The 25,343-nt window shown below is 59.8% G+C and carries 20 protein-coding genes; 18 read left to right on the forward strand and 2 right to left on the reverse strand.

From position 1 onward, the window contains the following. Positions 1–193: 193 nt before the first annotated feature. From VGL38_15875 to VGL38_15955, 17 genes are all read left to right on the forward strand, one after another. Positions 194–985, forward strand: a complete 792-nt coding sequence (locus tag VGL38_15875; GenBank protein ID HEY3296911.1) for a glycosyltransferase — start codon at positions 194–196, stop codon at positions 983–985. Next, complete coding sequence (locus VGL38_15880; GenBank protein HEY3296912.1) at positions 979–2,463, forward strand: oligosaccharide flippase family protein; 1,485 nt, start codon at positions 979–981, stop codon at positions 2,461–2,463. The genes VGL38_15875 and VGL38_15880 overlap by 7 nt, the downstream gene beginning before the upstream one ends. Positions 2,464–2,540: 77 nt before the next feature. Then, positions 2,541–2,774 carry a hypothetical protein gene (locus VGL38_15885; protein HEY3296913.1) on the forward strand — a complete coding sequence of 78 codons (234 nt, stop codon included), beginning with the start codon at positions 2,541–2,543 and terminating at the stop codon, positions 2,772–2,774. Beyond that, complete coding sequence (locus tag VGL38_15890; GenBank protein HEY3296914.1) at positions 2,767–3,765, forward strand: Gfo/Idh/MocA family oxidoreductase; 999 nt, start codon at positions 2,767–2,769, stop codon at positions 3,763–3,765. Before VGL38_15885 ends, VGL38_15890 begins: the two co-directional genes overlap by 8 nt. A 110-nt stretch (positions 3,766–3,875) precedes the next feature. Further along, positions 3,876–4,427, forward strand: coding sequence for a transposase (locus tag VGL38_15895; protein ID HEY3296915.1), 552 nt, complete (start codon positions 3,876–3,878; stop codon positions 4,425–4,427). Positions 4,428–4,481: 54 nt separating this feature from the next. Then, positions 4,482–5,315, forward strand: coding sequence for a hypothetical protein (locus tag VGL38_15900; protein HEY3296916.1), 834 nt, complete (start codon positions 4,482–4,484; stop codon positions 5,313–5,315). Positions 5,316–5,335: 20 nt separating this feature from the next. Beyond that, positions 5,336–6,505, forward strand: coding sequence for a lipid-A-disaccharide synthase (lpxB, locus tag VGL38_15905; protein ID HEY3296917.1), 1,170 nt, complete (start codon positions 5,336–5,338; stop codon positions 6,503–6,505). Positions 6,506–6,591: 86 nt separating this feature from the next. Beyond that, positions 6,592–7,566, forward strand: coding sequence for a SpoIIE family protein phosphatase (locus VGL38_15910; protein HEY3296918.1), 975 nt, complete (start codon positions 6,592–6,594; stop codon positions 7,564–7,566). A gap of 169 nt (positions 7,567–7,735) precedes the next feature. Continuing rightward, positions 7,736–8,617 (forward strand): ribonuclease H-like domain-containing protein, encoded by an 882-nt coding sequence (locus VGL38_15915; protein ID HEY3296919.1) that lies wholly within the window; start codon positions 7,736–7,738, stop codon positions 8,615–8,617. 34 nt (positions 8,618–8,651) lie between these two features. Then, positions 8,652–9,074, forward strand: a complete 423-nt coding sequence (locus VGL38_15920; protein ID HEY3296920.1) for a hypothetical protein — start codon at positions 8,652–8,654, stop codon at positions 9,072–9,074. A 59-nt stretch (positions 9,075–9,133) separates the two neighbouring features. Beyond that, positions 9,134–9,667, forward strand: coding sequence for a lysophospholipid acyltransferase family protein (locus VGL38_15925; protein ID HEY3296921.1), 534 nt, complete (start codon positions 9,134–9,136; stop codon positions 9,665–9,667). An 85-nt stretch (positions 9,668–9,752) separates the two neighbouring features. Continuing rightward, positions 9,753–12,239: a glycosyltransferase gene (locus VGL38_15930; GenBank protein HEY3296922.1), complete on the forward strand. Its 2,487-nt coding sequence runs from the start codon at positions 9,753–9,755 to the stop codon at positions 12,237–12,239. A gap of 7 nt (positions 12,240–12,246) precedes the next feature. After that, positions 12,247–13,110 (forward strand): alpha/beta fold hydrolase, encoded by an 864-nt coding sequence (locus VGL38_15935; protein HEY3296923.1) that lies wholly within the window; start codon positions 12,247–12,249, stop codon positions 13,108–13,110. 60 nt (positions 13,111–13,170) lie between these two features. Next, complete coding sequence (locus VGL38_15940) at positions 13,171–13,833, forward strand: class I SAM-dependent methyltransferase (protein ID HEY3296924.1); 663 nt, start codon at positions 13,171–13,173, stop codon at positions 13,831–13,833. A gap of 216 nt (positions 13,834–14,049) precedes the next feature. Then, positions 14,050–14,511, forward strand: coding sequence for a response regulator (locus VGL38_15945; GenBank protein HEY3296925.1), 462 nt, complete (start codon positions 14,050–14,052; stop codon positions 14,509–14,511). A gap of 563 nt (positions 14,512–15,074) precedes the next feature. Further along, on the forward strand, positions 15,075–17,138 hold the full coding sequence (locus tag VGL38_15950) for a hypothetical protein (GenBank protein ID HEY3296926.1): 2,064 nt from the start codon (positions 15,075–15,077) through the stop codon (positions 17,136–17,138). Between the two features lie 147 nt (positions 17,139–17,285). After that, positions 17,286–17,711: a prepilin-type N-terminal cleavage/methylation domain-containing protein gene (locus VGL38_15955; GenBank protein HEY3296927.1), complete on the forward strand. Its 426-nt coding sequence runs from the start codon at positions 17,286–17,288 to the stop codon at positions 17,709–17,711. A gap of 76 nt (positions 17,712–17,787) precedes the next feature. Here VGL38_15955 and VGL38_15960 read toward each other — a convergent pair whose 3' ends face one another. After that, positions 17,788–21,099 (reverse strand): UvrD-helicase domain-containing protein, encoded by a 3,312-nt coding sequence (locus tag VGL38_15960; protein ID HEY3296928.1) that lies wholly within the window; start codon positions 21,097–21,099, stop codon positions 17,788–17,790. Continuing rightward, positions 21,096–24,287 carry a PD-(D/E)XK nuclease family protein gene (locus VGL38_15965; protein ID HEY3296929.1) on the reverse strand — a complete coding sequence of 1,064 codons (3,192 nt, stop codon included), beginning with the start codon at positions 24,285–24,287 and terminating at the stop codon, positions 21,096–21,098. The genes VGL38_15960 and VGL38_15965 overlap by 4 nt, the downstream gene beginning before the upstream one ends. A gap of 191 nt (positions 24,288–24,478) precedes the next feature. On the opposite strand from VGL38_15965, the gene motA reads away from it, so the two are divergent. Further along, complete coding sequence (gene motA, locus VGL38_15970; GenBank protein HEY3296930.1) at positions 24,479–25,342, forward strand: flagellar motor stator protein MotA; 864 nt, start codon at positions 24,479–24,481, stop codon at positions 25,340–25,342. The last annotated feature ends 1 nt before the right edge of the window (position 25,343 follow it).

Below are 25,343 nucleotides of genomic sequence, written 5' to 3' on the forward strand. Positions count from 1 at the left end.
GTAGTCAAGTGGGACGTTTCAGTTGCACCTAAATATAGGCGGCCATTTGAGAAAAACAAACGAAAGCTTTATATTATGAGCACCTGTTCACACATCTTTCACGGACGCGCATCAAATATCGCCTTTGCGCGCATGAATGTGGATAACTTCGCCCGAATACTATTTTAAGTCTCCAGTTTTGGTCCTATCCCCTATGCCGCCAGCCGTCACCGTTTCCATTCCCATTTATAATGCCGAACGCTACCTTGCCGAATGCCTGCAGTCCATCAAGGCGCAGACCTTCGATAATTTCGAGGTTGTAGCCGTGCTGGATGGCTGCAAGGACAAATCCGAAGAGATCCTGATGGATCTGAAGGATGAGCGCTTCCGCGTGGTCAAGAACGAGCGCAACATGGGAGTGATCTCGGGCCTGAATCAGGGCATCCAGCATGCTACGGCGCCGCTGCTGGCACGCATGGACTCGGATGATATCATGCTGCCGGACCGTTTGCGCAAGCAGGTAGACTACATGAACGCCCATCAGGACGTCGCGCTGCTCGGAACCTGGTTTGACTACATGGATGAGACCGGGCGGATCTTCAAAAAGCCCTTTCCCTTCTCGGCGGAGCATGACGCCATCAAGCGCGAATTCCGCGTACGCAATTGCATCGGCGGACCGACCATGATGTTCCGCACCGAGCAACTGCGAAAAATGGGCGGATACATTCCGGATTTCCCGATGGCCGAGGACCTGACCATCAGTCTGCGTTATCTGGTGGAAGGTTTGCGTCTGGCCAATCTGCCCGAAGTGCTGGTGCATTACCGCTTTTATGCCGCGTCAAATTCGCAGGCACGGATGAAATACTCCAACGACCTCTCCAAGCTCTCCTATGACCGTTACGGGCCGCTGATCTGGGGCAAGGACGCGCCGGATATCGATTTCAACGCGACGCTGGGCCAACGCATCGTGCGCAAGTTCAAACGGGTTCTGCACGGCAAATGGTAGCACAACCGACGCCTGCTCCGTCCCGCTCCGCGCTGGGCAATGCCACCGTTCTAACGGTGGGCGCAGCGGCGGAGACCGTATTGCAATTTTCCTTTCTGGTGATTGCCGGACGGCAGCTTGGACCTGAAGAGTTCGGCTTCTACGGCTATCTGCTGTCGATTGTAACCATGGCCGTCGCCCTCGCGCACTTCGGGCTTCCCGTCGTCGGCGTGCGGGAACTGGCGCAGCGCCCGGACAATGAGCATTCCACGCTGGCGGCGATCTTCCGCATTCGCGCGCTGCTTTCTGTGACAATCTTCGCGGCGGCGTTCTTCACCGCGCTGGTCTCGCCGGTCACTCCCACGCACCGCGTCGCGGTCTGGCTGACGTTCGCCTATCTGCTCTTTGTGCCCTTCGACTTATCGCTGCTGTTTGATGCCCGCAAACTCTCGCGCTGGGACGTTCCCGGCAAACTGGCGGGGCGGCTGGTGTCGGTTGGATTGCTGATGTTGCTCTGGCAAGTAAAGGGCACTGTCACGGTCGTGGATGTGGCGCTGTGTTCTTCGGTGCTGATGCTGGTCAGCGTGTCCGTAGGCTGGCAGGTTGGCCGCAAACTATCCTTGCCGCTGCGCTGGCTTGTGCCCACCACCGAGACGTGGAGGCTGATACGCGCGTCCGCGCCGGTGCTCTGGTCCAATGGGATGACCATCGCCTTTACTCAGAGTCAGGTGATTCTGCTCAAGTGGCTCTCGACCGCGCTGGAGACCGGCTACTACTCTCTGGCCAGCCGTTTGATGATGCCGGTGCTGGTGTTTCGCGGTGTGCTTTATCGCGTGATGCTGCCGCTGGTGTCGGAAGTGGCGCTGGACCGTGCCGCGTTGACTGCGCGGCTCGAACGGCTGCTGATGGTGCTGGCGTTGATCTTCATGCCCGCGGTAGCGCTGGCAATTCCCGTGGCGGAAGTGATTCTTGTGCCGGTCTTCGGACCGGAATACGCCGGCGCGGTGCTGCCGTTTCAGATCAGCGTGAGTGTGCTCTGGCTGACCGGCATGGGCGCGATGTTCGGAACATCGCTCTTGGCATCGGGCGACGCCAAGACTCCCACCATCGGCCTGACGTGGGGCTGCACCCTGAGCCTGATCTTCGCGGCGCTGACCGTTCCGCGCTACGGGGCTACGGGCGCGGCGTGGTCATCGTGTCTGGGCGAACTGGTCTCCGTAGCGTACACGCTGCCCCGATTTCTCAAACAGTGCCGTCCGCAGATTATGGGCCGGCTGCTGCGCGTGGCCTTCACCTCGCTGTGCGGCACCGCGCTCTATTATGGTCTGCATCTGACCGTTTCCGTTCCTAAGGCAGCCGCGCTGGGAATTGCGTGTGTCGCCTTGCTGATGGGGCTGAGGCTCATCGGAGAGATTTCTCCCGCCGGATTGCGCTCGCTGTTTTCCCTCTTCCGCAAGCCTTCCGCCAACACGGCGGAAAAGCAGCCGGTGGATCTCTAAGCCTGCACCCTGTTCTCCGTTTTTTGATCGTGTGGGGCATCGTCATTATCGTGCTCGTTCAACCTTGAGGCATAGCCTTGCATTCTCCAAATTTTGACCGGTTGGCCGGCGTGCGCCGCAACCGGCGATTCCGCAACCTTTGGATGGGTCTTGCCATCACCAGTTTCTTCTTTATTGCGATTTTCGGGATCGACCCGATGGTCAGCTCGACGCCACCTAAAGTGGCGCTGCTCGCCGTTCTCGGCGGGTTACTTGTGGTCTCTGCGTCTTTTGCCATTTACTTTCACATGAGATTTCTCACCCGTGAATAAACTACATGTTGGCCTTGTGGGTGCCGGCTATTTAGGCACCATCCATGCCCGCCTGCTGGCGGCGCAGCCGATCCAGTGGACCGGCGTTTATGATGTGGATCCCGCGCGCAGTCAAAAAGTCGCGGCAGATTTCGGATCCAAAGCCGTGAATTCGCTGGAAGAACTGATTGCCGCCAGTGATGCGCTGGTGGTGGCTTCGGCTACCGCTTCCCACTACGCCGTGGGCAAGCAGATTCTTCAGGCCGGCAAGCATCTCTTCCTGGAAAAACCCATCACCACCACGCCCGCCGAAGGCGAAGAGTTGGTGGCGCTGGCCAAGAAGAAAAACCTCGTGCTGCAGGTCGGACACGTGGAGCGTTTCAGCCGCGCGTTTCGCTCGTTGGGTACGGATCATCCGCGCCCGCAGTTTGTGGAAGCCCACCGGCTCTCGCAGTTCCGCCCGCGCGGCACCGATGTCGCCGTGGTGCTGGATCTGATGATTCATGATCTGGACCTGATTCTGGGATTGATGGGAGAATTGCCTTCCGTAGTGGAAGCCTCGGGTGTGGCGGTGATCTCCGAAGGCGTGGACATTGCCAATGCGCGCCTCACCTTTCCCTCGGGCGCGGTCGCAAACGTCACCGCCAGCCGCATCAGCGCCAACCCCATGCGCAAGCTGCGCATGTTCGCCTCCGATAGTTACATCTCGCTGGATTTCGCCACCGGCAGCACGCAAGTCTTCCACCTCGCCCGCCCCGGTGAAGAAAATATTCCCGGCACCACCAGCCTTGGCGAGATCGAAAAGGCCGCGGTAAAGCGCCACATTCTGTTTTCATCTCCCTCCGCCCCGGAAGGCAACGCGATTCAGATGGAGCAGCAAGCCTTCTTCAAAGCCATTGAAACCGGCACCCCTCCCCCCTGCTCCGGCGAAGACGGCCTCCGCGCCCTCAAAGTTGCGACTCTCATTTTAGAGAAGATGGGAACTACAGAGATTGCCACGGGTAGGGAATAGGAATCCCACGGCGTGTACGCTCTCCATTGACTCTGCCGTAGGGGCACGATCCGCAGAGCGAGATCTCGGCTTCGCCGGACATGTCGTGCCCGTCTTCAAGAACATCACACATGGATCCTGAAGAGAAGAAGTATCCACGCAGAAGATCTGTCCGCCTTCGCGACTTCGATTACGCGAGCAACGGCGCATATTCTGTGACCGTCTGCACGCGCCAACGCGAGTGTCTGTTCGGAGAGATCAAGGATGGCGAGCTGATCTTGAATGATCTGGGCCGAATGGTAGAGAAGGCCTGGCGGGAGATTCCGAATCATTTTCCTTCCGTGTTTCTCGATACCTTTGTGCTGATGCCCAATCATCTGCATGGCATTTTGTTGATTGATAATGGAAGGACGGGCACGGCATGCCGTGCCCCTACGACAGAGTCCTATCAACATCCCGTGCCGGGTTCTGTGAGCACCGTGGTTCGCTCCTTCAAGGCCGCCGTGACCAAACGAGTTCGCGAGCAATCGGGCGATCCGTTTGTGGTGATTTTTCAACGCGGTTTCCACGAGAATGTGATTACCTCGCGCGGGGAACACCTTGCCCTTCGGGCCTACATCACTCGCAATCCGTTGGCTTGGGACGAGGACGAAAACAACCCGGGACATTCTGACATCCAATGAATCGTATGCGCCCATCGCAACCCGCGGCCCATGATTCCGCCGTAGGGGCACGACATGTCGTGCCCGATGGAGCGCGAGTATTCAGAAAGGGTGCTTACAATGGGTATTTGTGCATACTGTGGGCAAGACAGGAAGTTAACGCGCGAGCATATTACCCCAAACTGGATGCATCGGGCCAATCCGGAATGGAATAACTACCTCGGCAAAATAGACAAAGTTGTAGCTGCCGATCCCGTGACCAAGGATGTTTGCGAGGAGTGCAATGGCGGGGTACTATCGGGTCTCGATTGCTATGCAAAAGACTTGTGGCAGAGGTACTTCTCTTGCTTTGCAAGTGCCGGTGAAGATCTCATCTTCGAATACGACTACGACCTTCTCGCCCGATGGCTCCTAAAGATATCCTACAATAGTGCCAGAGCCGGCAGCGAGGCCGAATGGAGTGGTCTTGTAGAGACAGTTCCTTACATACTCGGCACTGGTGGTCGCCCGTTCGGCCTCACCGTATTTATGCACCTCATCATCCCTCATCCTGTTTCACGGGATGAAGCTCTGGTCTTGAATATCGACCCAGCTTTTCTCATCGCCGGGGGAATCGCACCCAATATGGTCCGAATGGAGGGGTACGGCGTCTTCTCGCACGACGCTCCGATGAGCGTAAGCCAACGAGTGATCATTAGGTCGTACGAATTTGGATTACTCGTTCCAGCTACGTTTGAAGGGAAGATCGAGATGGCTTTACAGAACCAAGCGGCTAAACAACTCGCCTTACCCGACGGATGGGCTGTTCTCTATCCGCGAAACCGTAAAGTGCGTGTTCGCGCGTCGGACACAACGTCGTTCGATGTCATGGAAAACTTTGTTCATGATCATCCAGGTCTCAAGTTTTGATGCAGCAGGCATGAGAGTAGATGTCTAAACCCATAATCTTCATTTCCGCCGGCGAATCGTCCGGCGACATGCACGGCGCGGGGGTGGTGGCCGAACTCCGCAAGCGGTATCCGGACGCCGAGATTTTCGGCATCGGCGGCGACCGGATGGAAGCGGCCGGGGTCGAACTCATCGAGAATGCCCGCCGCATGTCTTTCATGGGTTTTGCCGAAGTGGTGAGGCATCTGCCGTTTATTCTCGCTGTGCGCGCCAGAGTTTTGGCCGAAATCGTCCGCCGCAAGCCAAATCTATTAATTTTGATTGATTATCCGGGATTTCATTTCTCTCTTTTGCGGAAACTGACTCGCCTGCGCGTGGTTGAACAAATGAAGGTCCTTTATTACATTCCTCCGCAGGTCTGGGCGTGGAAGGCCGGACGGGCCAAAGAACTGGCCAAATGGGCCGATCACATTGCCGTCATCTTCCCCTTCGAGGTCGAAATCTTCGAAAAGCTGGGAGCCAAGGTCAGCTTTGTCGGGCATCCGCTGCTCGATGAAATTGGCCCTATTCCGCCGCGCGGTCAGTTTCTAAAGGGCCTCGATCTGCAACCGGATGACCGGGTCGTCGGCCTGTTTCCCGGATCACGCAAGCAGGAGATCCGCCGCCATCTGCCGGTGCTGCTTGAAGCCAGCAAGATTCTGCGCCGCTTCGAACCCGAACTGAAGTTCATCCTCGCCGAATCGCCGCACGTGCCCAACACCCTCTACGAGCGTTACCTGCGGCTGCATCCCGGAATCACGCGCGCCTTCGGAGTCTCCCATGCGGTAATGGCCCATGCCAACGCCTCTCTGGTAAAGTCCGGCAGCAGCACGGTGGAAGCGGCCTACTATGGCAACCCCTTTGTGGTCTTTTACAAAACGGCGGCCTTAAGCTATGCCATCGGCAAGCGGATTGTCAAGGTGCCGTTTATTGCCATGGCGAATCTGCTGGCAGGCGAAGAAGTCGTCAAGGAACTGATTCAGGATGAAGCCAGCCCCGACAATTTAGTCGGCGCCATCCTGCCGCTGCTTACTCTGCCGCAGGAGATCGAAGCCAGCCGCACCCGCATCAAAAAGGTCCGCGCCGCCTTAGGTGAACCGGGCGCAGCCAAAAAAGTGGCGGAGATTGCCGGCGGACTGCTCAAGGAAGAGGCTGAAAGCGGAACCCCCTAATCAAGTCCCCCTAGCGGCGGCCTCCGGCCGTCAGTCCGAAGGACAGAAGGCTCCGCTATTAATGATTCTACCCGGGAGAGCATCCCATGGCAGTCATTGACAGTTTAAGAGAACAGCTTCTCGAACGGCGCACGAGGCTCGAAGCGGCCATGCCGCTGCTGAAAGATCCCGCGCCGGTGGTGCATCTGCTGCAGGAAGTGGATGCGGCTCTCGAGCGGATGGAAAACGGCACCTACGGCGTATGCATGGTCTGCCAGGGGCACATCGAAAAAGAGCTGCTGCTGGCCAACCCTCTGGTGCGGGTCTGCCTTGAAGATCTGAATGCCGCACAGCAGCGTGCGCTGGAAGAAGATCTCGACTTAGCCTCACGCCTTCAGGCCGCGCTGCTTCCCCAGAACAATCTGGCTCTGCACGGCTGGGAGATGCACTACCACTATGCTCCCGCCGGACCCGTGGGCGGAGACTATTGGGACATGTTCCCCGCACAACAGGGAGACGGCGAACTGCTGTTTGTGCTGGGCGACGTCTCCGGCAAAGGTGTGGCCGCCTCCTTGCTGGCGACGCAGCTCCATGCGATCTTTCATAGCCTGCTCCCTTTCGGCCTTGGCCCGAGTGATCTGGTCACTCGCGCCAATCGCCTGCTCTGCGAGAGTTCTTTCAACTCCCATTATGCCACGCTGATTTGCGGCAAGGCTGACGGCACAGGCAACGTCGAGATCTGCAATGCGGGACATCCACCCGCGCTGCTGCTCAGCCCCCAGAGCGTGCAGCACCTTGATGCCACGGGGGTGCCTGCGGGACTTTTCTGCGACACTCCCTTCGACGTCACCACGGTCACCCTGCAGCCGGGAGACACGCTGCTGATGTTCACCGATGGCCTCACCGAAGCCATGGATGGCCAGGCTGAATACGGCCTTGAGCGGCTCTCGAATCTGATCGCCGCCCTCCACGAGCTGACACCGAAAGATCTGGTCACTTCCTGCCTGAGCGACCTGACCGGATTCCTTGCCGGAAGAGAACCGGTAGATGATTTGACGCTGGTGGCCATAAGAAAAATTTGAAAGACTGAAATTCGGAACGCACAGCCTGCGTAAACTGTGAAAAATATACATACTAACCAGTCAGTATGCGGTCAGTTTCAGAACTTTATTATTTGTAATTTATAATTTTGGATTTTCTCGAGTGTCCGGTCTCGTTTTTGCCTTAGTAGGATTGGGGTAGTCACCGCTTATGCTGTCCAACACCTTCTGCCATATTCCCCGCGTGTCGCCCAAAGTCGAAGAACGGCTCTGGGCGGACGGGCTGCTGTCGTGGGATGTGATGCAGAAGGCCAGCAAGCTTCCGGTCACGCGCATCACCCTCGACACGGTGCAGCGGCATGTGGATGAATCACAGCGGCATCTGGAGCAGGAAAACCCCCGTTACTTTGCCGACCTCCTCCCCGCCAACATGCAGTGGAGACTGTTTCCCGAATTCCGCCACAGCGTCGCTTATCTGGATATCGAAACCACCGGGCTGCAGTCGGGCGCGAACCATGTCACCACCATCGCGCTTTACGACGGCTTAACCATCAAGCACTATATTCAGGGGCAGAATCTGGGCGACTTCGCGCGGGACATCGAGCAGTACAAGCTGCTGGTCACCTACAACGGCAAGTGCTTCGATATTCCCTTTCTGCGGCAAAGCCTCGGACTGGCGCTTCCCCAGGCGCACATCGATCTGCGGTATGTGCTGTTCAAACTCGGCTATCGGGGCGGACTGAAGGGCTGTGAAAAGGCCATGGGCATCGAACGCTATGAACTGGACGGTGTCGACGGTTTCATGGCGGTGTGCCTGTGGGGAGACTACAAGAAGCGGCACAATCCCCGCGCCCTCGAAACCCTGCTGGCCTACAACATCGCCGATGTGCTCGGCCTCGAAACCCTGCTGGTGAAAGCCTACAACCTGATGCTGAAGCAGACGCCGTTTGAAGCGGCGCGCCTGCTGGACTTGCCCCAAACGCCGCCGAACCCGTTTCAGGCGGATGTGGCAACCTTGAAGCGGCTGATGAGCGAACTGCCCTGGCACTACGCTCCCGCGCCGTCCACCTCATTGCAGTACCGTCACGACTAATCATAGACCTATCCATTTTGGAGTCGGAGGAACCATGAGACGCACATGGCTGGTGCTTTCCGCACATCTGATTCTGCTGGGCCTTCTGGCCGCGGGTGCTTATGCATCCGGATCCAATGGCGGCTACTGCGGCGGCGGCCCGCAAACGCCGGCCCAAGCCGTGAGTCAACAGGTGATAGTGATTCACATCGACGTAAAGGATCTCCCGCATCAGGCGGCGAGCCTCACGGCACGGTCGATCATCCACGGCATCAAGTTCGCGGCCCACGCGCCGGGCCACATCAAGTCCGAACTGCGGACCGGATCGGGCAAGGCACAGGTCGCCTTTCAAGCTGCGACGGGACAGACGCAGAGCACGTTTCAACGAATATCCGCTGGAGTGACATCGCTATCGCTACAACTTTTGCGGGGCGCGTTCTCTTATTTCTGGGCGCTCGTCTCGGGCCTTTTGCGCTAAGACTGCTGGGCTGCACGTGGCGCGTCGAGACCTCAGGCCGCGAGCAGGTTGAGCAGGCCATGGCCTCCGGCGCACCTCTGCTGCTCATCGTCTGGCACGGACGGATGATCGTTCCCGTGTGGCAGATGCGGCGGCGCGGAATTGTCGCTATGGTCAGCCGCCATCAGGACGGGGAGATGGTTTCGCGGCTGGTGGAACGGCTGGGCTACCGCACCGTGCGCGGCAGTTCCACGCGCGGCGGTACGGCGGCGGCGCTGGAATTGCTCGATGATATGCGCGTCGGAAAAACAGGCGCGATGATTTGCGACGGGCCGCGCGGGCCAATCTACAAGATGAAGCCCGGCACGGCCTTTTTGGCGAAGGAAGCTCGCGCCACCGTAATTCCCGTGGCCTTCAGTGCCGAGCGCAAGTGGCAGTTCCGCTCGTGGGACCGCTTTCAGGTTCCCAAACCCTTCTCGCGTGTCCATCTGGTCTGGGGCGAGCCCATTCCGCCCTCAGCCGCAAATGCCGCTGTCGAGGAACTGACCTCGAAATTGGAAAGTGTATTGACTGAGCTGACCGTGCGCGTGGACAGCATGGTCCCAATGGCGTGATCTGCCCATCCGATGACTACGGAACGATTTATTTGCACCACAAATGACAGGCGCGACATACATCGCGCCTCTGCTCTGAGACCCTATGCCCAAAGTTGATTTGCGCGTGCATTCGCGCTATAGCGACCGGCCCACGAACTTCTTTCTGAAACGGCTTCAGGCTCCCGAAAGCATGACGGAGCCCGAGGCGGCATATGCCCTCGCCAAACGGCGGGGCATGGACTTTTTTACGCTCACCGACTCCGACACCATCGCTGGCTGCCTGCAACTTGCGCACTATGAAGACGTCTTCTCGTCCTGCGAGACCACCGTCGAATTTCCCGAGGATGAGTGCAAGGTGCGACTGCTGGTGTTCGGCCTGTCCGAGGCCCAGTTGCAGAAGATGCTCTCGTTCCGGGGACAGATCCTTCCGGTGCGGGACTATCTGCTCTCCGAGCATCTGCTGCATGCCGTAGCCACTCCGCTGGATATTCTCAACTCGCGGCTGAGTCCGGATCATATCGAAAAACTGCTGCTGCTCTTCGATCATTTCGAATCCCGCTCGGGCGGCAAACAGGCGCGCACCAATGACTTCGTGGCGGCGCTGCTCGATCATCTCACACCCGAGTTCATGGCGGGGATTCGCCGGAAGTGGGGCATCGAACCCGCCGGTGACAAGCCGTGGCAGAAAGGCATGATCGGCGGCTCCAACGATTACTGCGGGCAGTATATCGGACTGACCTACACCGAGGTGCCGCAGGCGTCCACTCCCGGCGAGTTGCTGGAGGCCATGCAGCGGCGGGCCGAAACTCCGGGCGGAATTCACGGCAGCACGCTGGCGGCAGCGCACTCGATCTATCGCGTGGCGTTTCAGTATTATGAGAAAAATCTGCGCCGCCGCAAAGTGCAGGGACCGGATATCGTCAGCATGATGCTTGCACAGGTGCTGGTGCCGGGCAATCCTGCCCATCGCCTCTCCACACGGCACAAACTGGCCGCGGCGTGGCAATACGCGCGGCGGATGTTCAGCTTTCGGCGGCGGCCGTCCATCGTGGAACGGCGGCTGGTGCGGGAATTCAATCTGGCGTACCGCTCGATCCCCGCCGGAGAACGGCTCAGCGACATCCCCAATGATGACCTTCCGGCTTTCGATGAGCGGCTGTGCAGGCTGGCGGATCGCGTGATCAGTGAGGTCAGCTTCGGGCTGATGAAGCAGGCTGCCCGCGAATTCGAACGGGGCCGCGTGGCCAATGCCCTGACGCTGGGCTCGGCAGTGATGCCGCTGAATGCGATTCTCGGGCCGTATCTCTATGCCTTCAACAAACTGAACCTCGACCGGCCTCTGATCGCGCGCATCGAGCGTCAGTTTGCTCCGGTGCTGGATCTGCCCTCCGCCCGCACCGCGCCGCATAAAAAGATCGCCTGGTTCTCCGACACGGTGAACGATGTCAACGGCGTGTCACTGACCCTGAACCGCATGGCGGAAGTCGCCGAAGCGCAAAACGCGGACCTGACCATTATCACCTCGGTCATGGATGGCAAGGCCTCACGCGGACCCAAGTTCGTCAACTTCGAACCCGTCGGCGAACTCTCCGTGCCCGATTATGAGACTTTCAAGCTCAGCATGCCGCCCGGCTTACGTATGATTCGCTATCTGGAAACGGCGGGCTTTACCGGCTATGTCATCTCCACACCGGGTCCCGTCGGATTGCTGGGCCTGCTGGCCTCGCGGATGTTCCATGTGCCCTGCCGTGCGATCTACCACAACGATTTCCCGCAGCATGTCCGGCACATTACGGGCGATGAGGATATGGAAGCCGTGACGTGGATGTTCATGCGCTGGTTCTACGGAAAGGCGGATCTGGTCTATTCCCCGTCCCGCTTCTATGCCGAGCAGCTTGTCGAACACGGCTTCGATCCGAAACGGATTCTGCCGTTCAATCGCGGCACCGATCTGGAAACCTTCAACCCCCGTCACCGTGACGAGCGTTTCTTCGAACCGTGGGGCATCAAAGACCGCGTGGTCTTCTCCTATGTGGGTCGCGTCTCCCGCGAGAAAAATCTGGACATGCTGCTGACCGCGTTTCTGTCCGATGCCGATCTGACGGCCAAGGCGGCGCTGGCCATAGTGGGCGATGGACCTTACTTCACCGAGCTGAAAGAGCGCTACAAGCATCCGGCGATTGCCTTTTGCGGATTTATCAAAGGCCGGCAATTGGCGCGTGCCTATGCCTCGAGTGACGTGTTTGTCTTTCCCTCGATGACCGACACCTATGGAAACTCAGTGCTCGAAGCGCAGGCTTCCGGACTTCCGGCCATCGTTTCCAATGAGGGCGGACCGCGGGAGATTATTCTGCCAGGCGAATCCGGCATGGTGCTTCAGGGACACGATGGCAACGCCTGGCGGCTCGCCATGCGGGAACTGGCCTTTGATCGCGGTCTCCGTGAGCGCATGGCCTCCGCCGCGCGCGCCCGCGCCGCCACCCGCGATTGGACCACCGCCTTCCTCGAATTCTGGGAAGGGCAAAGCGACGGCAGCGGCGCGGACCCCCGCCATCCACGCTTCGAAGAAAAGTTGAAAACCGAAAGTTGATCTCCGCTTGACACCCTCTGTTGGCAGCCGCACTCTGCTCGTTCACGACTCGGCCAAAGATCTTTCCTTTCCGGTGTGGATAATGTATCCCACACAGGTTCCCTCGCACCGCGAGCCCTTCGGTCCCTATTCGATGGACGTCTCCCCCGACGCTCCGCCCGACGGCGGCCTCCGGCCTTTGGTAGTTATCTCTCATGGTGGCGGCAGTACTCCTCTGGTTCTGCGCACCATCGGCTCCTATCTGGCGAAGAATGGCTTTGTAGTCGCGCTGCCGGAGCATCCCGGAAACAACCGCCGCGACAACAGCCTCGAGAACACCATCGAGAACCTCGAGCATCGCCCCCGCCACATCTCACTGGCCATCGATACCGTGATTTCCGATCCGGACTTGGCAGGTCACATGCTGCCGGACGAGGTCGCCGTCATCGGCCACTCCCTTGGCGGTTACACCGCGCTTGCTGTAGCCGGCGGACAGCCGTGGTCGGGGATGGACCAGCCCATCAGGGTCACACCCGACACGCGGATCAAAGCTCTGGTCCTGCTGGCTCCGGCAACAGGCTGGTTTGTTCCCAATCACTCACTGAGAAATGTCCGTCTGCCGATTCTCCTGCTGATCGGTGAGCATGATCATATCACTCCCCGATGGCAGGCGCAGCTTGTGCTCGATCTGGTTCCCGACCGCGATCAGGTCACATTCAGAGTCATCGAAAACGCCGGTCATTTCTCCTTCCTTAGCCCCTTTCCCCCGGCGATGCAGAGCGCAGGTCTCCCTCCCGCCATGGATCCCGAAGGCTTCGACCGCAAGCAGTTCCATGAGCAACTTCACGAGCAGTTACGCGCCTTCCTGAATCAGACCCTGCGGCATCTGTGACGGTCACAGTGTCTTCCATTCCTCGTTCATCGTTTCTCGTTCATCGTTAAGGAGTCATGCTTGCCGGTCCGTGATCAGGCCCGCGCGGGAAAGCCGAAAGGGTACCGTTCGGCAAATCAGAGCAAGTGGGAGTTTTCGAACGGGCTGTATCAGCGACACCTCGAACTCTACCTCGACCGCATGTATCACTTCCTGAGCCGGAGCGGCGCCCAGAATGTGCTCGATGCCGGCTGCGGCGAAGGCATTGTCTATCGCGCCATGCGGGAGCGTGGCTATCGCGGCGCATGGACCGGATTCGATTTCAGCCGCCAGGCCGTGGAGTTTGCCCGCAAATCTTCTCCCGAGGCCCGGTGGCAGCATGCCAGCGCCTACTCTATCCCCTTTGCCGCTGCAAGCTTCGATCTGGTCTTCAGCTCCCAGGTGCTCGAGCATCTCACCAATCCACAGATCCCGCTGCGTGAATATGCGCGCGTCAGCGCGCGCTGGATTCTGTTGTCGGTTCCTTTAGAGCCCTATTTCCGCACCCTGACGTGGCTGTCGGTGCATCTGCACATCGGCGGCGATCCGGGTCATGTGAATTTCTGGACGCCGCACGCCTTCAGGAATTTCGTCCGCCCAGCCGCACACCTGCGACATTGGGAACGAACCACCGTCTATCAGATCGCCCTGCTCGAAAAGCCACAGCCCAACACCACAGTTGGTGCGCTACAACGGCTTGGTTGATTTGCCGCAACCAACTTTCGCGTAACACCTTCAGGCTCAAAGCAGGCACGGGTCAGCTCCTTTCTTCAAACTCTTTTGTCGATTACCACTTCGCCGGCGCGGATTTTCGCGGCGGCGATTCTCTTTTTTCCGGCGCGGCCTTTGCCAAAGGAGTAAGTGTGCTTGTATGAAACGATGATCCGAAAAAGCGATTGGATGTGTGATTTGAGTGTGACGATGTTGACGCCCCATATCCCCATGGATATCCTCTTGATTGAGGACCGGAACGAAGACATTGACATGGTCGAGAACGCGGTGACGGCCACTCAGCTTGCCAACCGCGTCATCGTCGCCAAGAATGCCGTGGAAGCGATCATGTACCTGCGGCAGTGCGCAGCTACCGGCCCTCTGGATGAGCACCATGACGTGGCAAGTCCCGGCCTGATCCTGCTTGATGTCAACATGTCGGAACGGCGGGGATTGGATATCCTGCACGATCTGCGTACGGACGAAAAGTTGATGACGATCCCGATTGTGATACTGACGGACTCGCTTGAAGAGACAGACCTGGCGTGCACAATGGCTCACGGGGTGACCGGCTACTTCCTCAAGCCAATGGATGCGGCTCAATTGCGAAAAGTTGTCAAGGATGTCGAGGAACACTGGTCTCTGCTGACGACGGCCCCGTGTGCCAACTGATGTGATGCGAGAAGAGAAGATGACTTAGTGCCGCGCGACGATGTATTGTAACGCCCGGCCGGGCAACCGGCCGGGCGTTGATGTAAGGGCTAAGCCCTTGACCTAGGGCCGCCTGCGGCGGGGGGACAGCGCGGAGAATACCGCGCGGTCCCCATCTTGCCCTACCCAATACTAGCCAGCACGCTCCCGCGTGCTGATCCATGACCAAATTCCCTTTGGATTAGGTGGCCGGTTCTATCCGGCCACACTATCACGCAACGGGGCAGACCCGAGTCACAAGAGGTCTGCCCCCGCAAAGCTTACATCCGTCGTAGGGCACAACATGTCCTGCCTGCCTTCCCTACGCCCCTTCACCAGCAAAAGTCGCCAGTCTCAAGTCTTTGGTCTCGAGTCTCCTCCCTCCCCCCTTGCACTCCGTCCCTGATTTGACTATTTTAAGCACGATGGGTCGCGGCCCGGTGTTTTGGTGCCAAGGGTTCAGAGATGACATTCTCTCTCCGCCTGCAAACCCCACGGCCACCCGCACTCAAAAACTCTTGCTGCTGAAGTAACCGATACCTCCTGTGAAAAGAACATTTTCAGTCGTCCTCGGCATCATGGCCCTGTCTGCTCTGGCACTGGGCGCGGCGCCTGTCGTAACGTGGCATGCCACTCCCGCCGGGCATGCCAACATCGAATCCTATGCCGTCGATTCTTCCGGACACTGCATGGTCGTCTCTCTGCTGAACGCCGGAATGTGGCGTACGGAAAATGGCGGCGAGACCTGGCAGCCGCTACAGAAGCGTACCGTCTACAACCTGCAAATGGCCGGCGCGGGCGGCGATACGCTTTTGGGATACACCCTGAGCGACTCGGCAGTCTACGGTACCAACGTCTTCAGCTATGACGGCGGACGGACGTGGCAGCCCTTCGCCGATGATTCCGTGCGCCAGTCTCTCGGCGCGTACAGCATGGCGGGGCGGTTTGCACTCCCGGCACATTTCCCCCACTGCTGGCTGTTTCTGCGCGACACCGGATTCTACCGTTCCACGGACTACGGCCGGACGTGGTCCGATACCACGTTCGATGCAACGCTGCAAGGAATCTTTCAGGATCCCCTCCGCGACAGCACCCTGTATCTTACGTTCAGCCGGCAACAGACCTATGAACTCCCCGGCGAGCGCCGGGACTCGATCCATCAATTCATCTATCGCAGTTCGGACCTCGGAGAAACCTGGGACATCTTTCAAGACAAGCCCTCCGCGTACGTCTATCGTTACAACGGAGAGAATGACCAGCACCTCTACATGCCAGGTTTGGACACGCTGATCTATTCGGACAGCGTGCGGATGATCTCCTACAGCGGGGACGATCCCAACATGTGCTCCATGTCGGGCCTTGTCCTTTCCACCGATCAAGGCAGAAGCTGGCGCTGGACCGAAAACCTCACGCCGCCCCAATGGCCCAACCATTTTGCCGCAGACCGCTTCCGGCCCGGGCGACTGCTCCTCGCGGCCTCCTGTCGTGGCGGTGTCAAACGTCTGGACAGCGGCGACAGCCTCTGGCATGACGGCCTGAACGGTCTGCCCGCCGAAGAACGTCTCTGTCTGACATTGCGCCAAAATCCCTATAGCGGCCTGCTTTCGGCGAAGCTGGTCAAGGGAGAGATCTACCTCTCGCGTGACCGCGGCGACACATGGCAGGCGATGCCCCTTCCGCGAACAGGACACAGCAGTGGCGAATTTTCCGTCACACCCCAGGCCGTCTTCTACTATGACGACCCGCTGATGGGCGATGCGGAGTTCCCCTTCCGCCTCTGGGAATATTACCCGTCTTCCGATGCATGGCACGAACTGGCCGCACCCGACCGGTTTGTCCGCGAGGCAAGTGGCAAAGTCATCTTCACCTCAGGTGACACACTGCTGGCCGGATCATGGTCCTGCTGTCTGACCCGCAGTTTCGACCATGGAATCACGTGGCAGCATGCTCCCAGCCTCGACGGCTACTTTGACGCGGACTGTGCCCGCAATGACTCCATGTTCCATGTGCTCTGTTCCGCGGACACGTCCGAGCCTCTAATCGCCCCGACAAATCTCCTCTCCCATTGGAGCACGTCTCCGAACAAAGCCGGACAGGACTTCCAATTCGCGCGCTCCGGCGATAGCCTCTGTGTGTTTCCCATTTCCTGGACCGACACCCCCGCGGATGTCTATCTGTCGACGGACCTCGGGGAGAACTGGACGCTGCTCGATGCCCCTCATGATGAGTACTGCGCGAAATTGCTTCTGGCCGGAACCACCATCTTCTTCGTCGGCAAACAGGAGCACCACCTCTTCCGCTATTCCCAAGGCCAATGGCGCAAACTGCCCGACCTTCCCTTTGCTCCCCTCAAAGAGTCCGATTGGCTGGATGTCGCCCTCATCCCCGGCGAGAACCCCGTGCTGGTAGGCACAGGAAAGACATCGCCCGGCCTCTGGGTCTCGCGCAACCTCGGCGAAACCTGGCAGCGGATGAACTTCCGCAATTCACCCTTCTCGACATCCTGCACCCCGCGACGCCTGACCTACGATCCCTATCGCCACCGCCTGTGGGGCGTGGCCTGCACGGGGCCGGGATGGATCGATGAGCGGGACCTTTTGCACCATTAGCCCTCGCGCGCCGTGGCAGAATGCCCACCGGCTCGCAGAGTGCACGATGTTGCGGGTCGGCAGCATCCCCTAACTTCCGAAAGTGCGCAGAAATCGCGCTGGCATTTTGATTGCACTATCCCCGCCTGAGTTTAAGGAGGTCCAGTCATGAGTGAGCGCGGATATACGATTCTCGAGCTAATGATGGTAGTGTGCATCATCGGTGTGCTGTCGATGGTAGCCATGGCCGAGTATAACAAGGTTCATAACAGGGCCTATGTGGGCGCGGCTATGAATGACTTGCAGCTCTTACGTAAAGCGATTTCCCTGTACGACGCCGAATGGGGCACGTATCCGCTGGGCCGCGCCGCGTCTCCTGCCGCTCTGGCCGCGCAGCTCATCGATCCCACCGGCCAGCCCTATGTGGACCCGCCTTCCGGCAATAATTTCGAGTCTTTCCAATATGTTCCGCCTGCTCAGGGCGACGAGTACGGCGATTACGCCATGGTTGCAATTTGCAAAGACCATTGGCGAACGCAATTAACCATCCACCAGGGGCAGGGTATCGAAACCTTACGGCTCGGCGGCAGTTGACGCGGCGTATGATCCCTGAACACAAAAAAGCGCGGAACAGCAAGTCCCGCGCTTTTGTTATGGGCCATTTTCAAGCTCAAAGCAGAAAATCGAGCAGCGTCTCCCGCGGTAGCGAGATCACAGTGTCGGGGCGCACAAAGTAAAACAGCACTTCGGGGACCTGCTCAGCGATAATCTCCTCGAGCGCACGCACGTAGGCCGCTGCCTGATGCCGGTAAGTCTGCGCCCGCAGAACAGCCGTCTCGGCGGTGACGCGGTCTGTTTTGAAATCCACGATCACCGGACGCCCTTCTTCCATGAACACCAAGTCCATCGAGCCTTCCACCAGTCGGCCATCCAGCCGAATCACAAACTCCAATTCCCGCCATGGCTGCTCGCAGCGGCCCATGCGTCCGGCAAACAGCTCCGAGGACAAAACGCGCTCCAATAACATCCGCGCCTCGATGCATTCCTCGTCATTCATCCCGAACTGACGGGCGGCGGAGGCAATAACCTCCTCCGCATTGTCCCCGCGCGGCAGGTGAACGCATTGCAGAATGCGGTGCACGAACGTGCCGAAACGTTTGGCCCGTTCTGTCTGCTGCGACAACGGAACACTGGCTGCCGCGAAGTCCTGCTCATGGTCGCTGGGCTTGACAAACATCTCCCGGTGATCCAGCTTCGCAAGCTGCCGCGTCTTCTCCCGCTGCCACTGATCGCTTGCCCTGCGGGACGCGTCGACCGCTTGTGGGTCCACATCCTTTTGCAGATCCAGCACCAATTTCTCTTCGAGGGGAATCTCCAGCGAATAGCCATCGGCAGGATGCAGCGTAAATTCACCGTCCTGCACAAGCGAAATACCGGACGCCGTTTGCGTGAATCGTGTGCGCAGCAGCTTGAAAAACCACTGATGATCCTGCGTTTCGGTGCTGCGCTCCTTGCTCCAGAAGGCGGGAACCACCAGCACATCCCGCGCGCGAGTCATGGCCACATAAAGCAGCCGGATGGTCTCGTGCCATTGCCGGTCCCTCTCCTCCTCGAGCGCCGCCCCGTAGCCTGCCGTCCGAATGGACGCCATGCTGAAGTCGACGGCCTTGCGCGTACGGTCCACGATGCAATGGGCGCGGCGCAACTCATGGTCCTGCGACATGCGGTAGAGAAACACCACGGGGAACTCCAGCCCCTTCGACTTGTGGAACGTCATCAACTGCACCACATCGTCGCCGCTTTCGGCAATCGGGGAGTCCTCCTCGCCGACGCGCAATTCCTCGAGGCGATCCAGCCAGCGCACAAGCTGATGCAGCGAGGAATGCCCGCCGCTTTCCAGCGCCCGCGCGATTTCCAGCACCTTGAGCAGATTGGCCGCGCGCGATTCTCCCTGCGGTTTCAAGGCAAAGATCTGCAGGCCCGTGGTCTCTTCGAGCAGGGCCGCCACCGTCTCGGAGGGCGCGGCGCGGCGGCTCTGTTCGTGCAGACGCTTCAACAGATCGAAACTGCGCTGTACATGCGCCACCGGAGACTCCCCCGATGTATAATCGAAGGTTCCACCGCTGAGCCGGTGCTCCAGCAGCTCCTCATCGGAGCAGGCAAAGAACGGGCTGCGCAGCGCGCCCACCACGTGCATGCCGTCAAACGGATTATCGATTGCCGCCAGCACCGTTCGTAGCGCCTGAATCTCCATACGGCGCGGCAGGTCCTTGCCGCCCGAGACCTGATAGGGTATGCTCCGCGACCGCAGCGCATTCTCCAGTACCGTCAGGTGCGTCGTCGCGCTGTACAAAATCCCGATGTCCCGGTACGACACGGCGCGGCTTTCGCCGTCGGGACCGGAAACCGTACGCGCTCCGTCCGCCATCTCGCGAATCGCTTCCGCGATGCACGCCGCTTCGCACGCCGCCAATTGATCGGCATTCTGTGTCAAGTCCAGCGAAGGCGGTGGCGGCAGCACAATGGCCGTCGGCGGCGCGCCGGGTGCGCGGGCAGGTTCCATCGCAGCATAGTCCGGTTCGTAGCGGCCTCCCGACGGTCCGGTCATCCACTCACCGAACAGGGCGTTGACTTCGCGGATAATTACCGGATCGCTGCGAAAGTTCATACGAATCGAGAGGCACTGGCCGCACTCGGCAATCTTCTCCTTGACACGCCCATACAAATCGAGATCTGCGCGGCGGAACCGGTAGATGGATTGCTTGGGATCGCCGACGATGAACAGCTTCACACTGTCCAGTTCCACCTCGTCCCAGCTCTCGGCAAACCTGTCCGCGCGCTCGGCAAGGAAGAAGATGATCTCCGCCTGCAACGGATCCGTGTCCTGAAACTCATCCACCAGCACATAGTCATAGCGCGCCTTGAAGAACTCCCGCGCGGCGCGGCTCTCTTTCAGCATATCGCGCGCGGTGATCAGCAGGTCGTGAAAGTCCAGCGTGTTTCGCTCCGCCTTCAGCGCGGCGCAAGCCTCTACCGCCCCTTTCAGCCAGCCAATCAGCGGAGCCGCATAAAAGCTCGTGATATCCGCCAGCAAGGCATCCGCCCGCGTGCTGTAGGTCGCAAACAGGAAACCGCGCAGCGTCTCCAGCGTGCCGTCCGGCCAATTGTCCTTGCGTCCTTTCTTGCCGCCGTGTGGCACATACCGTTCTTCCAGAGCAACCGTGGCGGCATTCAGATCGTCCCAGCGCGCATGCTCGAACCATTCGGCAAGACTCGCCAGTTCCCCCGCCAGCGTGTCCTTGGAATCGCGGCACTGGCCCGCCAGGCTCAGCGCCTGTCGAATCTCCGCGCAGAATGCAGCAACGTCCTCCCGCAGCGCCGCTTCATCACGGCACGGCACATGCAGCAGATCCAAATCCTCGCGGTAATCATTCAGCACTTCGAACAGATCCCGCAGCGACGCGCCGTTACCCTCCGTTTCCAGGCCGCGTTCGAGGAAGGGCCGAACCGCCGGGCACTCCCCGGAGAACTGCGCCGTGATCCACCCCTGCCATGCTTCATCCGTCAGCGTCCGAGCGGTGGCCTGATCGGTGACGGAAAATCCGGGATCCACTCCCGCTTCCACGGGCCGCTGTGCAATCAGTTCGCGGCAAAAAGAGTGAATCGTGCTGACGGGCATCGCATCCAGATTCTGCAACGCGCGGCGATACTGCTCCACATACTCGTCTTCCTCCCGCGCCGCCGCTTCGAGCCTTTCCCGCAGCTTGATCTTCAGTTCTCCCGCCGCCTTTTCGGTAAAGGTAATCGCCACGATGTTGGAGAGCGGGGTCAGCGTTTCGCGCACAATCGTCAGGATGCGCGAGACCAGCAGCGTGGTTTTGCCTGTGCCCGCGGCCGCTTCCACCAGGAACACATTGGACAAATCGTTAGCGGCAAGGTCGCGGTCGGCGGCATCCACCAGCGGCAGTGTGAGGTCGATCATTTCACCTCCGCCAGTGATCGAAAACCGCGCGTCTGCTCAAGATCATAGCCCCACTTGGCTGTCGACCTCCCTGATCCGCAGGCTCCCCGTGCGCGGCACAGAGCACATTTGCTCTTCTCGGGAAACGGAAAGAACGCACCCTGCACAATCAGGATCCGAATGGTTGCCGCAGCGCGCAAAAAGTCCTCCCGCCCGCTCTGCCAGTCGGAGCCCGTGTATTCCGTCCGCACAACTTTTCTGCCTGCGGCCACATAGCAGTCCGCCGCGCTCTCCACCTTTCCGCCAAGCAGCATCTCCGCGGCAAGACGGATCACCGGCAAGTGCATCATCCGTCCCGCAAACAGCGAACTCCCTTTGCTGCGCTGCGGCTTGCCGGTCTTGTATTGCACCACGCGGGCCGTGCCGTCCGGGGCCACGTCGATCCGGTCCAGGATTCCGGAAAAGGACATGGGAGTACTGCCGTCCATATGCACGGTAAAGGCCCGCGCAAACTGGTCGGGAACAAAGGCGGTGGGCTCGGCGATTTCTCCCGATACAAAATCTGTGAGTGCACGATGCATGCGGTCGCGGTCGATCTGCCAGAGCAGGTGCACGCCGGTGCTGCTGTCGCGTTCGTAGCGCGCAAAGCGGTTATCCGCAACCCGTCGCAATCGCGTCAGGCACTCCCCATTCAATGGGAGCCGTCCCGCCTCCTTTTCGGCGCGGTAGAAGTCTTCGAGAATTTCCCGCAACAGAATCGTGCGCTCCAGCGCCGTGATGCGCTGCACTTCCGGCGGCTCTTCCACAGGCCACACATCCAGCGCGCGGTTCACAAAATAGTTGAACGGGCAGCGGGCATACTCTTCAAGATGTCTGGCACGCAGCGCCGGCCACTCGGCGCTGAACCAGTTCCCAAACCGCTTCTGCAAGGCGGGGTCGCCCATCATCCCGTCGAAGCGGGTGAAATCCCGTATCACGTGCCGCTGCACATCCGCCTCCACACCGCGTGCAAAGAACGGATGATCCGCCATCAGATACGTCAGCGCATCGCTCGTGCGCGCCTGCAACGCCTCGCCGAGCCGCGCTTCATGATACTGAAACACGGTCGCCGCGCGCTGCGGGTCGCTGCCGCGCAAACGGCTGACGGCAATCCGCCGGCCATAGGGCGTGGTCGCAATGAAAGACTCCAGCGCCGCGTAGTCAGCAGCATGGGCGGTGGCGGCTTCGATCACTTTCAGCAGATAGGTGGACGGCAGCCGGTCGCGGGAGGTCGCCTCGTCGCGGCGCGGATAGAACAGCACCGCCCGCCGGCGCGCGGACATCAACGCCGTGTGAAACAGGAACCGCTCGCGCTCATGCTCGTGCGCATGGGTCGGAATCGTCACGCCCCACTTCGACGCGAACAACTCCTGCAGCGTCTTGCGCTCATCGTCCAACAGCAACGGATCGGCGGACACCGGTTTCGGGATTTCTTTCTCCACCATACCGGGAATCAGCACTTCATCGAACAGAATTCCCGTCGCGGCATCCATCGGCGCCACCGTCGGCTCATGCACCTGAAAGCGGTCGCTGCGCCGCGCGCTCTGCGAGAGCACCGACATCGCCCTTAAACGCAGCGCTTCGGGAGTGAACGGGGCTTGCAAATCGTCCAACTCCGCCAGTTCCATCAGGCATTCCAGCAGCGCGCCGGAGTCATCGCCCATGTCGCAGACGTCGCGGAGTGCGGCCCACAGCGCCGCAACGGCTTGCCGCCATGTGCGACACTGCTCTACCGCAGCAAGGGATTGCCACAGCCGCTTCACGAAGCGGATCATGGCCTCCAATGAGCCAAGACGCTGCGCGCGGAAACGCTGCGTATCCTCATCATCCTCGCCGCCATGGTCCAGTTCCAGCACAAACCGGTTGCGCAGCTTCCCCAGCCGCTCCGGCCATGCGTTGCGGCCACTCACAATCCCCGCCAGCAAACTGAACTGATTCCATTCCGCCGTGGGGATCACGTCCAACGCGTTTTCCAAATCCTGCGGCCATTTCACCGGCGAAGACAGCAGAAACTCCATCACCACCGCCCGGCGGAATCGACCGTCCAGCAGCGCGGCCAGCCGGTTCAGCGCCCGGCCTGTGGGAGTATCCCCCAGCGTCCGGCAGCGGTGAAAATACCCCTGAATCCCCGCCTGTGCAAAGCTGCTGCGGAGCAGCGTCGTATAAGGATCGCTCTCCCGCAGCAGCACCGCCGTGCGCCGTGCAGGCATGGAATCCGCCAGCGGCGAGTACAATACGCTGCGCACCGCTTCTTCGGCCTCACGCTCGCGGCTCGGTGCGGATACCACCAGCAGACTCCCATCTTCGTCGGCAGGAACATCCGACCCCGGCGTGATCTCCTCAAAGAGTCCGCGCTGTACTCGCACAAGCAGCGTCTTCGTCGCGGGCAGCGGATCCAGCGCCAGTTCTTCAAATCCCCAGGCGCCAAAGGCCTCCCGCAGCGGCTTCACCCACGTGCAGGAGTGCCCTTCCGCATAGGGCAGATACGCCGTGGCCGCCCGCCCCTTCAGCAGCGCGGCGGCAAAACGCTTTTCCAGTTCGCTCAGTTCCGTCAGTCCGTAAAAGATCAGTGGCGCGGCATCGGGCTCCTCCTTCGCGGTCTCCGTGGCCAGTTCCAGCAGCGCCGCGGAATCGATGAAGCCGTGCGCAGCCATGCACTGCTCCAGGCTTTGCCAAATTGCCGTCAGATCGGAAACCTTCCGGCGCAGTGTGGCCAGCAGCGGATGCGTGAGCCGGTCCCGCATCTCGCGCAGCATCGCGTGTGTCATCCCCGCGCTGCGCAGGCCGTCCAGCGTCTTCCACGCGGCGCGGCGGAAGCCTTCGCGTGCGCAGATCCTGTCGAAGTAATCCAGCGGCGCGCAAAGCTCAAGTGCCCGCGCCATCACGGCATCACGCGTCACATCGTTCAGTGACCGCAACCCCCGCGCCGCGACCGCCTGCCCCGCCAATTCTCCGGCCACGTCCGCCATGGTGCGGAATTGCACGTTGGCATAGTTGCATCCCCGCCACGCCAGCTCCCGCTTCAGCGCCAGCCCCGCCAGATGGCCGCGCACAATCACCCGCAGCGGCGCGAGGGGATTGGCCCGGCGCTGCGCGCTGACCTCCGCGATGAATCTGCTCTGGAGTTCAGGAAAATTGCCGCAATAGCAAAGACGGGGAACAAGGGTCATGGGATTTGCAGGGTGAATGGACGAGACGGCCTGCCCGGATGGACAGAATAATCTAACTGACCGGTGGGTGAAAGTCAACGGTCGGAGAGAAAAAACCTGCGCTTTGGGCTCGGCACGCGACTTGCAAAGGGAAACTCGAGTCGAGGTTTTTTTAAGCGGCGGCAGCACACTTGCAGAAGTGACGTAAATCCATGTTAGCAATCATCGGAATCTTGATAGTCTTGGCGGGCGTGGCGGGTGGCTTCACGATGGGCGGCGGAAAGCTCCTCGTGTTGGTTCAACCGTCCGAGTTTGTCACCATCGGCTGCGCGTCGATTGGCGGCCTCCTCATTTCCGTACCGATCAAAACCCTGAAAACGGTGCTGGCCGATACCTTGGGCATCCTCAAGGGTGCGGGCTCGGACAAGTCGATTTACGTCGAAGTGTTGCAGCTTCTCAACGACCTGTTTCAGATTGCCCGCAAAGACGGTATCATTGCTCTGGAACCCCACGTCAATGACCCGAAAGAAAGTGCCGTGTTCAAGCGTTTTCCGCACATCCTTGAGAACCACTCGGCCCTGCCCTTCATCTGCGACACCATCAAGCTGTTCCTCGCCGGTTCGGTGCCTGCTCACGAAATCGAAATGCTGATGGACGCCGAAATCGACACGCATCACGAGGAAGCCGCGGTTTCCCCGGCGACCCTGTCCCGCCTCGGCGATTCACTGCCGGGCCTCGGAATCGTCGCCGCCGTGCTGGGTATCATTATCACGATGGGTCATATGGACGGCGGCGCAGCGGTGGTAGGCCATCACGTCGCTTCCGCCCTTGTAGGAACCTTCCTTGGCGTGCTGCTGGCGTACGGATTTGTCAATCCCCTCGCCGCCAACCTCGAAACCAAGAACCGCGCCGATTCGCGGCTGCTGTTTGTGATCAAAGCGGGAATTACCGCCTTCGCCAAAGGCATGGCGCCGTCGGTGTCGGTGGAATTTGCCCGCCGGGCCATTTTCCACAGCGAGCGGCCCACCTTCGAAGAAGTGGAAGAGATGATGCGCGCAGCCAAGAAGACGGCCTGAC

The organism is bacterium (assembly GCA_036504735.1).
Taxonomy (GTDB): domain Bacteria; phylum Electryoneota; class RPQS01; order RPQS01; family RPQS01; genus DASXUQ01.

Coding starts and splice junctions, on each gene's coding strand:
- VGL38_15920 (HEY3296920.1), top strand. CDS start 8,652: ATGAGACGCACATGGCTGGTGCTTTCCGCACATCTGATTCTGCTGGGC.
- VGL38_15960 (HEY3296928.1), bottom strand. CDS start 21,099: ATGATCGACCTCACACTGCCGCTGGTGGATGCCGCCGACCGCGACCTT.
- VGL38_15945 (HEY3296925.1), top strand. CDS start 14,050: ATGTTGACGCCCCATATCCCCATGGATATCCTCTTGATTGAGGACCGG.
- VGL38_15900 (HEY3296916.1), top strand. CDS start 4,482: ATGTCGTGCCCGATGGAGCGCGAGTATTCAGAAAGGGTGCTTACAATG.
- VGL38_15880 (HEY3296912.1), top strand. CDS start 979: ATGGTAGCACAACCGACGCCTGCTCCGTCCCGCTCCGCGCTGGGCAAT.
- VGL38_15915 (HEY3296919.1), top strand. CDS start 7,736: ATGCTGTCCAACACCTTCTGCCATATTCCCCGCGTGTCGCCCAAAGTC.
- VGL38_15925 (HEY3296921.1), top strand. CDS start 9,134: ATGGCCTCCGGCGCACCTCTGCTGCTCATCGTCTGGCACGGACGGATG.
- VGL38_15895 (HEY3296915.1), top strand. CDS start 3,876: ATGGATCCTGAAGAGAAGAAGTATCCACGCAGAAGATCTGTCCGCCTT.
- VGL38_15955 (HEY3296927.1), top strand. CDS start 17,286: ATGAGTGAGCGCGGATATACGATTCTCGAGCTAATGATGGTAGTGTGC.
- motA (HEY3296930.1), top strand. CDS start 24,479: ATGTTAGCAATCATCGGAATCTTGATAGTCTTGGCGGGCGTGGCGGGT.
- VGL38_15965 (HEY3296929.1), bottom strand. CDS start 24,287: ATGACCCTTGTTCCCCGTCTTTGCTATTGCGGCAATTTTCCTGAACTC.
- lpxB (HEY3296917.1), top strand. CDS start 5,336: ATGTCTAAACCCATAATCTTCATTTCCGCCGGCGAATCGTCCGGCGAC.
- VGL38_15930 (HEY3296922.1), top strand. CDS start 9,753: ATGCCCAAAGTTGATTTGCGCGTGCATTCGCGCTATAGCGACCGGCCC.
- VGL38_15910 (HEY3296918.1), top strand. CDS start 6,592: ATGGCAGTCATTGACAGTTTAAGAGAACAGCTTCTCGAACGGCGCACG.
- VGL38_15875 (HEY3296911.1), top strand. CDS start 194: ATGCCGCCAGCCGTCACCGTTTCCATTCCCATTTATAATGCCGAACGC.